General features: G+C 72.2%; 9 protein-coding genes. 5 read left to right on the forward strand and 4 right to left on the reverse strand.

The features are described from left to right. Positions 1 to 53: 53 nt before the first annotated feature. Genes TR49_RS17215 through TR49_RS17225 form a run of 3 tightly spaced genes read left to right on the forward strand, consistent with a single transcriptional unit; the run spans position 54 to position 2,552 of the window. Positions 54 to 1,124 (forward strand): ABC transporter ATP-binding protein, encoded by a 1,071-nt coding sequence (locus TR49_RS17215; RefSeq protein WP_084724967.1) that lies wholly within the window; start codon positions 54 to 56, stop codon positions 1,122 to 1,124. After that, positions 1,121 to 1,900: an ABC transporter permease gene (locus TR49_RS17220; RefSeq protein WP_042382692.1), complete on the forward strand. Its 780-nt coding sequence runs from the start codon at positions 1,121 to 1,123 to the stop codon at positions 1,898 to 1,900. The genes TR49_RS17215 and TR49_RS17220 overlap by 4 nt, the downstream gene beginning before the upstream one ends. A 37-nt stretch (positions 1,901 to 1,937) precedes the next feature. Beyond that, positions 1,938 to 2,552, forward strand: coding sequence for a TetR/AcrR family transcriptional regulator (locus TR49_RS17225; RefSeq protein ID WP_042382693.1), 615 nt, complete (start codon positions 1,938 to 1,940; stop codon positions 2,550 to 2,552). Between the two features lie 220 nt (positions 2,553 to 2,772). Here TR49_RS17225 and TR49_RS17230 read toward each other — a convergent pair whose 3' ends face one another. Both TR49_RS17230 and TR49_RS17235 read right to left on the reverse strand, forming a co-directional pair. Next, on the reverse strand, positions 2,773 to 3,999 hold the full coding sequence (locus TR49_RS17230; RefSeq protein ID WP_042382694.1) for a serpin family protein: 1,227 nt from the start codon (positions 3,997 to 3,999) through the stop codon (positions 2,773 to 2,775). Between the two features lie 70 nt (positions 4,000 to 4,069). Beyond that, positions 4,070 to 5,302: a multidrug effflux MFS transporter gene (locus TR49_RS17235; RefSeq protein ID WP_042382695.1), complete on the reverse strand. Its 1,233-nt coding sequence runs from the start codon at positions 5,300 to 5,302 to the stop codon at positions 4,070 to 4,072. Between the two features lie 225 nt (positions 5,303 to 5,527). Between TR49_RS17235 and TR49_RS17240 the strand changes: the two genes are divergently transcribed. Further along, positions 5,528 to 7,588, forward strand: coding sequence for a phosphocholine-specific phospholipase C (locus tag TR49_RS17240; RefSeq protein ID WP_042382696.1), 2,061 nt, complete (start codon positions 5,528 to 5,530; stop codon positions 7,586 to 7,588). 31 nt (positions 7,589 to 7,619) lie between these two features. Here the strand turns inward: TR49_RS17240 and TR49_RS17245 are convergent, their stop codons facing one another. Beyond that, positions 7,620 to 9,095 (reverse strand): MFS transporter, encoded by a 1,476-nt coding sequence (locus tag TR49_RS17245; protein ID WP_042382697.1) that lies wholly within the window; start codon positions 9,093 to 9,095, stop codon positions 7,620 to 7,622. Between the two features lie 232 nt (positions 9,096 to 9,327). On the opposite strand from TR49_RS17245, the gene TR49_RS17250 reads away from it, so the two are divergent. Then, positions 9,328 to 9,759 carry an ATP-binding protein gene (locus tag TR49_RS17250; protein WP_052434374.1) on the forward strand — a complete coding sequence of 144 codons (432 nt, stop codon included), beginning with the start codon at positions 9,328 to 9,330 and terminating at the stop codon, positions 9,757 to 9,759. Positions 9,760 to 9,765: 6 nt separating this feature from the next. Here TR49_RS17250 and TR49_RS17255 read toward each other — a convergent pair whose 3' ends face one another. Beyond that, positions 9,766 to 11,826 carry a phosphocholine-specific phospholipase C gene (locus TR49_RS17255; protein WP_042382698.1) on the reverse strand — a complete coding sequence of 687 codons (2,061 nt, stop codon included), beginning with the start codon at positions 11,824 to 11,826 and terminating at the stop codon, positions 9,766 to 9,768. Positions 11,827 to 11,926: the final 100 nt, after the last annotated feature.

Raw genomic sequence — 11,926 nt, forward strand, 5'->3', positions numbered from 1 at the left:
AGATCGGCAGCGATCGATCGCACAGCCGTGACGACCGGAGGGAATCCCCCGTCATGAACACCGAGACCAGGACGACGCCGCTCGGCGTCGTCCCCGACCAGGGCGTCCCGGACGCCACCGACGCCGCCGTGCACGCGGTCGACCTGGTCAAGACCTACCACCCCAAGGGCCGCGGCAAGGCCCAGCCGGAGGGCGTGCGCGCGCTCGACGGGCTCAGCATCAGCGTCGAGCCGGGCAGCGTCTTCGGCCTGCTCGGCCCGAACGGCGCCGGGAAGTCCACCACCGTCAAGATCCTCACCACGCTCGCCGCCGCCGACTCCGGCAGCGCGACGGTGGCCGGGTACGACGTCGCCCGCGAGCCGGACAAGGTGCGCCGCGCCATCGGCGTCGTCGCCCAGCGCTCCGGCGCGGACCCGGTCGCGACCGGCCGGGACAACCTGCTGCTGCAGGGCCGCCTCTACGGCATGCGCGGCCCGCAGCTGACCCGCCGCGTGGACGAGCTGTTGGCGCGCTTCGACCTCGCCGACGCCGCCGGGCGGCAGGTGAAGACCTACTCCGGCGGCATGCTGCGCCGCCTGGACGTCGCCATCGGGCTGGTCCACCGCCCGCAGGTGCTCTTCCTCGACGAGCCGACCACGGGCCTGGACCCGGAGGCCCGCACCGCGATGTGGGAGGAGATCGAGCGCCTGGCCGGGGCGGAGGGCCTGACCATCCTGCTCACCACGCACTACCTGGAGGAGGCGGACAAGCTCGCGGCCCGCCTCGCCATCGTCGACCGCGGCCGCGTCGTGGTCCAGGGCACGCCCGACGAGCTGAAGGGCGAGCTGCGCGGCGACGCGCTGGCCGTCGAGCTGGCCGGCCCCGCCGCCGACGAGCTGCGCGTCATCGGCGCGCTCGGCTCCGTGGAGGGCGTCCGCGACATCACCCTGGCGGGCCGCCGTGTCGCGGCCCGGGCCGACGACGGTGCGGCCGCGGTCCCCGCGGTGCTCGCCGCACTGGACCGGATCGACCTGGGCGTCGCCGCCGTCACCGTATCCCGCCCGTCGCTGGACGACGTCTACCTCCGCTACGCGGGCCGCAGCTTCTCCTCGGCCGAGAGCACCCCGGAAGGAGCGCACCGATGAGCACCGCCGTCGTCAGCGACACCTGGTACATGACGCAGCGCCAGTTCATGGCCTTCCTGCGGCAGCCCGCGTATCTCATCATCACCCTCATCCAACCGGTGATCTGGCTCTTCCTCTTCGGGGCGCTGTTCCGCAGGGTCGTGGAGATTCCCGGCTTCGGCTCCGGCTCCTACCTGGACTACCTGGTGCCCGGCGTCATCGTGATGAGCGCCGTCTCCTCCAACATGTGGGCGGGCATGGGCACCCTGGAGGAGATCGAGCGCGGCACGCTCAACCGCTTCCTCATCACGCCCGTGCGGCGCAGCGCGCTGATGAACGCCAACGTGGTGATGCAGGCGATGACCACCGCCTTCCAGTCGGTGATCATCGTGCTGCTCGGCTGGATCGGCGGTGCGCACTACCCCGGCGGCGCGGCGGGTCTGATCGTGCTCATCGTCGCCTCCTCCGTGCTGGGCACGATCTTCGGCGCCTTCTCCAACGCGCTCGGCATGCTGGTGCGCGAACGGGAGTCGATCATCGGCATCAACACCTTCCTGCTGCTGCCGCTGACCTTCCTCTCCTCCGCGTTCATGGCCACCACGCTGATGCCGCACTGGATGCAGGTCGTGGCCCGGTTCAACCCGGTCAACTGGGCGCTGGAGGCGGGCCGCTCGGCGATGTCCGCGCACGCCGACTGGTGGTCGGTGCTCAGCCACGGCGGGTGGCTGGTGCTGCTCTCCGCCGCGGCGGTCTGGCTGTCGATGCGGACCTTCCGCAGCTACCAGAAGTCGGTCTGACCTCTCGCTGTGGCGGCGCGGGCGGCAGAATCGGGGTGTGTCCGACACCCGATCCGCCGCCCGCGCCCGCTACCACCACGGCGACCTCGCCAACGCGCTGAGCCGCGAAGCCGTCGCCCTCGCCCGCGAGGGCGGACCCGAGGCCGTCGTCCTGCGCGAGGCCGCACGCCGCGCGGGCGTCTCCGCGGCGGCGGCCTACCGGCACTTCTCCTCCCACGAGGAGCTGCTGCTCGTGGCGAAGGAGCGCGGCCACGAACTCCTGGCCGAGTCACTGGAGGCGGCGATGCAGCCCGACGCCGGCCCGCGCGAGCGTCTGCGGGCCCTGGGCACGGCCTATGTCGGCTTCGCCGAGGCGGAACCGGGCCTCTTCCGCACCGCGTTCTGCCACGGCGCCCGCGAACTCGCGGTCGGCCCGGAGGACCTGGGGGAGTACCGCGCCTTCCGGATCGTCTCCGACGCCCTCGACGCCCTCCTCGCCGCCGGCCTCATGCCCGCCGCCCGCCGCCCGGGCGCGGAGTTCCCCGCCTGGGCCGCCCTCCACGGCCTCGCCCTGCTCACCATCGACGGCCCCCTGGCCGTCTGCGACCCCGCGACCCGTGCCGCCATGCTGGATGCGACGCTCGACCTGGTCGAGCGGGGGCTCACGAGCTGAGACTCCCGGGGCGGGTGCGCTCCGAGGCCCGCCATCAGGGGCCTCCCCGAGCTCGGCGGGTGCCGCGGAGCGGCGACCCCGAACGGACCGAGCGCGCCTTCGACGCCACCCTGCAGGCCCTGGGCTCCGCCCCGGACGGGGAAGGCGCCCCGGTCGGAGAGCGTCTCGCGGCCCGATCCCGGACTTCCCGCCAGTAGGGCCGAGGCGTGCTTCCGTCAGGTCAGTCGGGCGAAGTGAAGGCCCGGCCGTAGCCGTCGAAGTCCCGGGCGGTGCCGGCCCAGCCGGCCGCCAGGACGAGGCGGGAGGTGCGGTGCACGGCGAGGAAGCCGTGCGGGCGGTCGAAGGTGACGTCGACCTGCTTCACCCGGTGGACCGGGCGCGGAGACAGGCCCACTGCCACGGCCCCGACAGCGGTGACCGCGGCAGCCTCGAAGCCCGTCGCGGTGAACCTGGTCGTCGCCGACTGCCGGGCCGAGCCGACGGCGAGGGGTTCGCCGCGGCCGATGCCCGAGAAGTGGCTGCGGGTGCCGTCGGCGGCGCTGGTCAGCCCGAACGGGGCCCTGTGCGCGAGCAGGTCGTGGTCGTTGCGGATGTCGAAGGGCACCACGGTGGCCATGAGGTTCGGCTCACGGTCCAGGCTGCGCTCGTACGAGACCACGAGTCCGGGTCCGACCTCGCCCAGCGGGAGGACGTCCGCGCCCAGGCGGGCGCGCGGCCGGGCCAGGACGTCCAGACCGGCCCGGAGCACCGAGGCGGGTGCGGCATCCGCCTCACCCAGCAGCAGGTGGACGTCGATCCCGCCGACGCCGAGCACGCGCAGCTCGGTGACGGGGCCGTCCGGGGTCTGCAGCACGGCCGCGCGGTCGAGGAGGCTCGTGCTGCGCAGCAGCGCCGCCACGTCCTTGCCGGCCCAGGGGCCGTGTTCCACGACATGGGAGGCGTCCCAGAACGGCTGGAGCCAGCGCGTGCGGGCCAGCAGGCCGCTGACCAGCGCCAGCGGGGTGTCCTCGGCCACGCGGATCGGCAGCTGCGGGATCCGGCCGTCGGTCGACCGCTTCGCCCAGGCGTCGAGCCGGGGCTGGTCCACGGCCGGGTCGCCGGAGAGCCGGCCGAGCGTGTGCTCCGGCAACGTGAGCGCCCAGCCGGGCTCGAGTTCGAGCCGCTCGCGGATCCAGACGCCCAACGCGGCCGAGACTCCGGGCAGCCGCCGCAGCGAGGCGAGCAGGTCGCGCGCTCCCGCCATCGCGTCCCCGGCCCGGAGGCCGACCGCCTGCTCCAGCTCCTCCCGCGCCGCCCCGTCCGCGCCCGCGGCGAGTGTCGCGAGCAGCGGCCAGACGCCGACGGGGGAGAAGACCGTGTCCGTCGTGGCCGCCTCGACGGGCAGCAGGGCATCGGCCCATCGTCCCGCCAGCGCGTTGACCGCGCGGACCACCGCTGCCCATGCCATCCGGACACCCGCCCCCTCTGCCGTGACCGGCCGAGACTACGGGGAGGAGGCCGGTGCGGGACAACCGATTTCAGGCGCGGGGCTGCCGACGCACCAGCCCCGCATACGTCAGCACCCCGCCCACGGCGAAGGAGCAGGCGACCACGGCCATCGGCAGCGCCGTGCCGCTGCCGCCCAGGCCGACGAGAGGGGCCGCGAGGCCGCCCGCGCCGTACTGGAGCAGGCCGACAAGGGCGCTGGCGGCGCCGCGGCGGCCGGTGCGGCCGTCCATGGCGCGGGCGGTGCCGTTGGGGCCGATCAGGCCGATGCTGGAGACCAGGACGAAGAGGCCGGCCAGCACGCCCGGCAGGCCCCAGCCGAAGTGGACGGAGGCGAGCAGGAGCAGCCCGCCCGTCGCGCTGAGGGCGAGGCCCGTCCGCAGCAGGGACTCGACCGGGAAGCGCCGCAGCAGCACGGTGTTCAGCTGGCCCAGCGCCACGATGCCCAGCGCGTTGGCGCCGAAGACGAGCGAGAAGGTCTGTGCGCTCAGCCCGTAGACGCTCTGCAGCACGAACGAGGATCCGGAGATGTACGCGAACATCGCCGCGAGCGCGAAGCCGCCGCTCAGCGCGTAGCCGACGAACGCGCGGTCGCGCAGCAGCGCGCCCATGCCGCGCAGGGTGTCGGGGAGGCCGCCGGGGCGGCGTTCCGCCGCAGGGAGGGTCTCGCGCAGCCCGAGGGCTGCGGCGGCCAGCAGCGCGCAGCCGATGAGGGAGAGGGCGACGAAGACGCCGCGCCAGTCGGTGATCCGCAGCAACTGGCCGCCGAAGAGCGGCGCGAGGATCGGGGCGGCGCCGTTGACGAGCATGAGCAGGGAGAAGAAGCGCGCTGCGGCGACGCCCTCGAACAGGTCGGCGACGATCGCCCGCGATATGACGATCCCGGCGCCGCCGGCGAGGCCCTGCACCAGCCGCAGCGCGGTCAGCGCCTCGATCGAGGGTGAGAGCGCGCACAGCACCGACGCGAAGGCGTAGGCGCCGAGCCCGACGAGCAGCGGGCGGCGACGTCCCCACCGGTCCGCGAGCGGACCCGAGAGCAACTGGCCGAGCGAGAGCCCGACAAGACAGCTCGTCAGGGTCAACTGCGCGGCGGAGTCCGAGACGTGGAAGTCACCGGCGAGCTGCGGCAGACCGGGGAGGTACATGTCCAGGCAGAGCGGGCCGAAGGCGGAGAGCGCGCCGAGGATCAGGACCAGGCGGAGCCGGTTCTGGTGGCTCGTGCGGTCGGCTGTGTCGGTTCTCTGGGCAACGGTTGCGGAGTCCACGGCGGTCGGTTCCTCGGGATCGGGCGGGCGGCAGCCTCACGATACCTTCCCGGGAAGGTAGTCAGTGCACGTGTCGATGGGGCTTCGCGCGTAGATCACGAATAGGTAACGAGTCTGGTCCAAACAGTAGGCTCCGCTTCATGTCCCTGCCACCTTGGACCGGGATCCGCGTCATCTGCGGGCCCGATAGTCCCCAGGTCGAACTCTCGAGCTCCGGAGGACCCAGTGGCGCCTGTCACCCGCCGTACCTTCCTCGGATCCGCCGCCGCTCTCGGCGCGGCTCTGGGTCTGGAAGCCATGCCCGGTTCCACGCCGCGCGCCGCCGCGGCCACCACGGGCACGATCACGGACGTCAAGCACGTCGTCGTGCTGATGCAGGAGAACCGCAGCTTCGACCACTACTTCGGCACGCTGAAGGGCGTGCGCGGTTTCGGTGACCGCGCCACCGTCCAGCTGTCCGGCGGCTACAGCGTCTTCGACCAGCCGAACGGCAGCGGCCGCCAGTACCCCTGGCAGATGAGCACCACCGCCCCGGCCGCCGGGAAGACCGCCGAGCAGATCGCCCAGTGCGACGGCTCGCTCGACCACTCCTGGTCGACGCAGCACTCCGCCTGGAACGGCGGCAAGATGGACTCCTGGGTCTCCGCCAAGGGCACCGTCCGCACGATGGGCTACCTGAACCGCTCGGACGTCCCCTTCCACTACGCGCTGGCCGACGCGTACACGATCTGCGACGCGTACCACTGCTCGATCCTGTCCGCGACCGGCCCCAACCGCACCTACCTGTGGTCGGGTTGGATCGACCCGGCGGGCACCGCGGGCGGCCCGGCCTACGACGGCGGCGACGAGTCCGGCCTCAAGTGGCAGACCTACGCCGAGGCCCTGCAGAACGCGGGCGTCAGCTGGAAGGTCTACCAGAACGCCGCCGACAACTACGGTGACAACGCCCTCGCGTACTTCAACCAGTTCTCCGGCGCCTCGACCTCCAGCCCGCTCTACCAGAAGGGCATGGCCTCCGTCCCGGCCAAGACGGGCTCGACGCCCGACGACATCGCGGCCGCCATCGCGGCCGACGCCGCCGCCGGCACGCTGCCGCAGGTGAGCTGGGTCGTGGCCAACCAGGCCTTCTCCGAGCACCCCGACTGCCCGCCGAACGACGGCGCGCACTTCCTCAACCTGGTCATCCAGGCCCTCGCCGCCACGCCGGACGTCTTCAACTCCACCGTCCTGTTCATCAACTACGACGAGAACGACGGCTTCTTCGACCACGTCCCGCCGCCGGCCGCGCCCTCCGGCACCGCCTCGGAGTTCTACTCCGGCACCAACATCGGCCTCGGCTTCCGCGTCCCGATGATCATCGTCTCGCCGTGGTCCCGCGGCGGCTGGGTCGACTCCCAGGTCTACGACCACACCTCGGTCATCCGCTTCCTGGAGACCTGGACCGCGGCGCTGGGCACCCCCGCGAACTGCGGCAATATCTCCGCCTGGCGCCGCCAGGTCTGCGGCGACCTCACCGGCGCCTTCGACTTCGCCAACCCCGTCTACGGTGCGCCGACCCTGCCGAGCACCAGCGCGGTCTTCGGCCAGGCCAACTGCGACCCGCTGCCCAACCCCAGCCCGACCACCAACGCGCTGCCCGCGCAGGAGGCCGGCACCCGCCCGGCCCGCGCCCTGCCCTACCAGCCCAACGCCTGGGTGGACCACCTCGAGTTCGACTCCGGCGGCAAGACGCTGGTGTGGATCCGGATGGCCAACCAGGGCGCGCAGGCCACCTCCTACGCCCACTACTCGATCTACGCCAACGCCTACCGCAGCGGCGGCCCGTGGCAGTACACCGTCGCGCCCTACAGCAACGGCACCGACGGCACCACCATGGACTACTTCAACGTCGGCACCAGCTACGGCAACGGCAAGTACGACCTCACCTGCGTCGGCCCGAACCGCTTCCTGCGCCGGTTCACCGGCAACACCACCGCGGCCGGCAAGACCTGCGAGGCGACCACCAGCTACGCCGCCGCGCCCGACACCGGCAAGGAGGCGCTCTGGGTGCACATGACCAACACCGGCACCAGCACGGTCACGTTCACCATCACCTCCACCAACTACCGCACTGACGGCCCGTGGACGTACCAGGTCGCGGCTGGCCAGACGGTCTCGGACTACTTCAACGCCGTGGCCTACCAGAACGGCTGGTACGACTTCACCGTCACCGTCAGCTCCGACTCCAGCTGGAGCCGTCGCGTCACCGGCCACATCGAGACCGGCGCGGCGAGCGTCAGCGGCTGACGCGGCGGTCGGTCCCGCGGCGGTAGGGGGCTCAGGACCGGCTCGGCGGCGCGTCCAACCCGCAGCTGTGCTGCGGGGCCGCCGGACCGGGCTCCTGCTTCGGCGCCCTGACCGGGTTGCGGATCAGCGCCGCCGCCATCAGCCCGCTCAGCACGCACAGCGCGCCGGAGAACAGCACGGCCTTGTGGAAGCCCGACGAGAACGTCGCCGGGTGGAGGTAGGCGGAGCCGGTGATCCCCGCGATGGCCGGGAGGACCGCGACCGCGATCAGCCCGGCCGCGCGGGCCACGTCGTTGTTCACCGCCGAGGCCATGCCCGCGTGCTGCGCGGGCGCGGAGGAGAGCGCGGTCGAGGTGAGCGGAGCGACGGTCGTCGCCAGCCCGAGCCCGAGCACCACGACGGCCGGCAGCACCTCGGTGAGGTAGGAGCCCGAGCTGCCCACCATGCTCAGCAGCGCGATCCCGACGCCGGCGAGGCACGGCCCGACGCTCATCTGCAACCGCGGCCCGATCCGGCCGGCCAGCTGGCCGGAGCGCGCGGAGAGCGTCAGCATGATCAGCGTCACCGGCAGCAGCGACACCCCCGCCTCCAGCGCGGTGTAACCGGAGACCTGCTGCAGTTGGATCGGCAGCAGGAAGAGCACGCCGCCCAGCGCGCCGTAGAGCACGAACGTCACCGCGTTGGTCGCGGTGAACTGCCGTGACGCGAACAGCGACAGCGGCAGCATCGGGTGCGGCGTCCGGTTCTCCCACCAGACGAAGGCCCCGAGCATCGCGAGGCCGCCGAGGAGCGAGGTCAGCACGGCGGCGCTCTGCCAGCCCCGCGAAGGCCCCTCGATCAGCCCGTAGGTCAGCCCCACCAGCCCCAGCGTGATCAGCGCCCCGCCCGTCACGTCCACGCTCCCCTCCGCCGCGGCCGGATCCCGCGACTCGGGGACGTGCCGGATGCCGAGCACCACGACGACCACGGCCAGCGGCAGGTTGATCGCGAAGATCAGCCGCCAGGAGACGGCCTGTACGAGCCACCCGCCGATGAACGGACCGATGGCCGTCGCCACCCCGCTCAGCCCCGACCAGGCGCCGATGGCCCGGCCCCGGTCCTCCGGCACGAACGAGGCCTCGATGATCGCCAGACTTCCCGGGGTGAGCAGCGCCGCGCCGACGCCCTGGAGCGCGCGGGCCCCGATCAGCGTCGCCGAGTTCGGCGCGAACCCGCAGACCAGGCTCGCCAGCGCGAACCACACCACGCCGATCAGGAAGATCTTCTTCCGCCCGAACCGGTCCCCGAGCGAGCCGCCGACCAGCAGCAGACCCGCCAGGGTCAGCGTGTAGGCGGTGACCACCCACTGCAGGTCGGCCAGCCCGACATGGAAATCCCGCCCGATCGCGGGCAGCGCGATCCCCACGACGGTGGCGTCGATCGACGCCAGGCCGGAACCGAGAACGGTCGCCGCAAGGACCCAGCGACCGGGGCCGGACGCATACCGCAGGGAGGGTGTGGGCGTCATATACGAAGGTTATGTTGCGGTCGCCGCGCGGGCACGAGGAACGGCCGGGACGTCCGCCGCCGGCACGGCGGGACCTAAGTCCCGCGAGGGGGCGTCCTTCGGCCGCCGATCTGCGGCCCAACGCCGACTGATTCGGGCGGGAGGAGTCCGTAGTGTCGGAGGTGAGGACACGGTGGCGGAGTGCGATGCCCGTGCCGCGTCCGTTTCCCCGGCCAGCAGAGGAGTGACAGCGATGCCCGCCCGCGTAGGTGACCCCCGGACGCCGGCCGCTCTGCTCATGCTGCCCCGGCACGCGCGTGCGGCGGCGCAGGCGCGGCACACCGTCGCGGCGCTCGCCCCGTGCGACGAGGACGTCGCCGACCGCGGCAAGCTGCTCGTCACCGAGGCCGTCGCGAACGCGGTCGAGCACACCGACGGGCCGTCGGTGACCGTGGAGGTGTGCGTGGACCACCGGACCGGCGGCATGTTCTGCGCCGTCTTCGACGGCGACCCGGCCACGCCGCTGCCGGAGCGGCCGGGCGTCGCCGCCTGCACCGCCGAGTCGGGGCGCGGGCTGGGGCTGATCAAGGACCTGAGCGACGACTGGGGGTACTTCCGGGTGCGGGACGGAAAGTGGGTCTGGTTCCACCTCCGCCCCGCACCCGTGGGGACTGCCGCGCTCTGAGCCGCGTCAGCCGCTGACGCTCGCCGCGCCGGTCTCGATGTGGCCGGTGGCCCGGCGGCTCCAGGAGGAGTCGGCGTCGACGGTGACCGTGAAGTCGTACCAGCCGTTGTCGTACGCCACGGCGTTGAAGTAGTCCGACACCGTCGCGCCCGGGGCGACCTGGTAGGTCCACGGGCCGTCGGTGCGGTAGTTGGTGGAGGTGATGGTGTAGGTGACCGTGCTGGAGCCGGTGTTGGTCATCTTGAACCACACGGCTTGCTGTCCGGTGTTCGGCGCGGAGGCGTAGTACGTCGTGGCCTCGCAGCCCTTGCCCGCGCCGTTCGCGTTGCCCTGGAAGCGGCGCAGGAAGCGGTTCGGGCCGACGCAGGTGAGGTCGTACTGACCGTTCCCGTAGTTCGTACCGATGTTGAAGTAGTCGGTGGCCGTGCCGTCGGCGCCGCCCGCGTAGGGCGCGACGGTGTACTGCCACGGACCGCCGCTGCGGTAGTTGTTGGCGTAGATCGAGTAGTGGGCGTAGGCGGTGGCCTGCGGGCCCTGGTTCGCCATGTCGATCCAGAGCAGGATCTGGCCGCCCGCGTCGTACTCGATGCGGTCGACCCAGGCGTTGGGCTGGTAGGGCAGCGCGCGGGCCGGGCGGGTGCCGGGCTCCTGCGTGGGCATCGAGTTGGTGCCGGGGGCCGGGTTGATCTGCAGGTTCGCGGTGGCCTGGCTGATCGTGGCGCTGGTGTCCGGCAGCGAGGGCAGCCCGTAGACGGGGTTGGCGAAGTCGAAGGCGCCGGTGAGGTCGCCGCAGACCTGGCGGCGCCAGGCGGAGATGTTGCCGCAGTTGGCGGGCTTGCCGATGGCGGAGGTCCAGGTCTCCAGGAAGCGGATGACCGAGGTGTGGTCGTAGACCTGGGAGTCGACCCAGCCGCCGCGGGTCCACGGCGAGACGATGATCATCGGGACGCGGAAGCCGAGGCCGATGTTGGAGCCGGAGTAGAACTCGGCGGCGGTGCCGGACGGGGCCGCCGGCGGCGGGACGTGGTCGAAGAAGCCGTCGTTCTCGTCGTAGTTGAGGAACAGGACGGTCGAGTTGAACACGTCCGGGTTGGCGGCGAGCGCCTGGATGACGAGGTTGACGAAGTGCGCGCCGTTCTCCGGCGGGCCGTCCGGGTGCTCGGAGAACAGCTGGTTCGAGACCACCCAGCTGACCTGCGGCAGCGTGTTGTTCAGCGAGTCGTTCCTGATCGCTGCCGCGATGTCGTCCGGGGTGGAGCCGGTCGACGGCACCGAACCCATGCCGTTCTGCGCCAGCGGGCTGGAGCTGGGCGCGCTGGTGAACTGGTTGAAGTAGGCGAGGGCGTTGTCGCCGAAGTTGTCGCTCGCGTTCTGGTAGACCTTCCAGCTGACGCCCGCGTTCTGCAGGGCCTCGGCGTAGGTCTGCCACTTGAGGCCCGACTCGGAGCCGCCGTCGTAGGCGGCGCCGCCCGCGGTGCCCGCCGGGTCGATCCAACCCGACCACAGGTAGGTGCGGTTGGGGCCGGTCGCAGACAGGATCGAGCAGTGGTACGCGTCGCAGATCGTGTACGCGTCCGCGAGCGCGTAGTGGAACGGGATGTCCGAGCGGTTCATGAAGCCCAGGGTCCGCGCCGAGTTCTTGGCGGAGACCCAGTTGTCCATCTTGCCGTTGTTCCAGGCGGAGTGCTGCGTCGACCAGGAGTGGTCGAGGGAGCCGTCGCACTGGGCGAGCTGCTCCTTGCTGACCCCCCACCACCAGGTGCTGGTCGCGCTCAGCTGCCAGGGGTACTGGCGGCCGCTGCCGTTCGGCTGGTCGAAGACGCTGTAGCCGCCGGACAGCTGGATCGTCGCGCGGTCGCCGAACCCGCGGACTCCCTTCAGCGTGCCGAAGTAGTGGTCGAAGCTGCGGTTCTCCTGCATGAGCACGACGACGTGCTTGACGTCGGTGATGGTGCCTGTGGTGGCTGCGGCCGCGTTGGTCGCGGTGCCGGGCAGCGAGTCCAGGCCCAGCGCCGCGCCAAGGGCGGCGGCGGAGCCGAGGAAGGTACGGCGAGTGACGGGCGCCACTGAGTCCTCCGGGGCGAGAAGGTTCGACGAGGGGACTGTCCGGCAGTCGGATGACGACTGGCGGGTAACAAAGTGGCAGGGGGGTGAAACAAAGCGAACG

Source organism: Streptacidiphilus melanogenes (assembly GCF_000787835.1).
In the GTDB taxonomy this organism is placed as follows: Bacteria; Actinomycetota; Actinomycetes; order Streptomycetales; family Streptomycetaceae; genus Streptacidiphilus; species Streptacidiphilus melanogenes.

Excerpts from the sequence above, each read along its gene's own strand:
- TR49_RS17220 (WP_042382692.1), top strand. The coding sequence starts at position 1,121 with ATGAGCACCGCCGTCGTCAGCGACACCTGGTACATGACGCAGCGCCAG.
- TR49_RS17250 (WP_052434374.1), top strand. The coding sequence starts at position 9,328 with ATGCCCGCCCGCGTAGGTGACCCCCGGACGCCGGCCGCTCTGCTCATG.
- TR49_RS17230 (WP_042382694.1), bottom strand. The coding sequence starts at position 3,999 with ATGGCATGGGCAGCGGTGGTCCGCGCGGTCAACGCGCTGGCGGGACGA.
- TR49_RS17215 (WP_084724967.1), top strand. The coding sequence starts at position 54 with ATGAACACCGAGACCAGGACGACGCCGCTCGGCGTCGTCCCCGACCAG.
- TR49_RS17245 (WP_042382697.1), bottom strand. The coding sequence starts at position 9,095 with ATGACGCCCACACCCTCCCTGCGGTATGCGTCCGGCCCCGGTCGCTGG.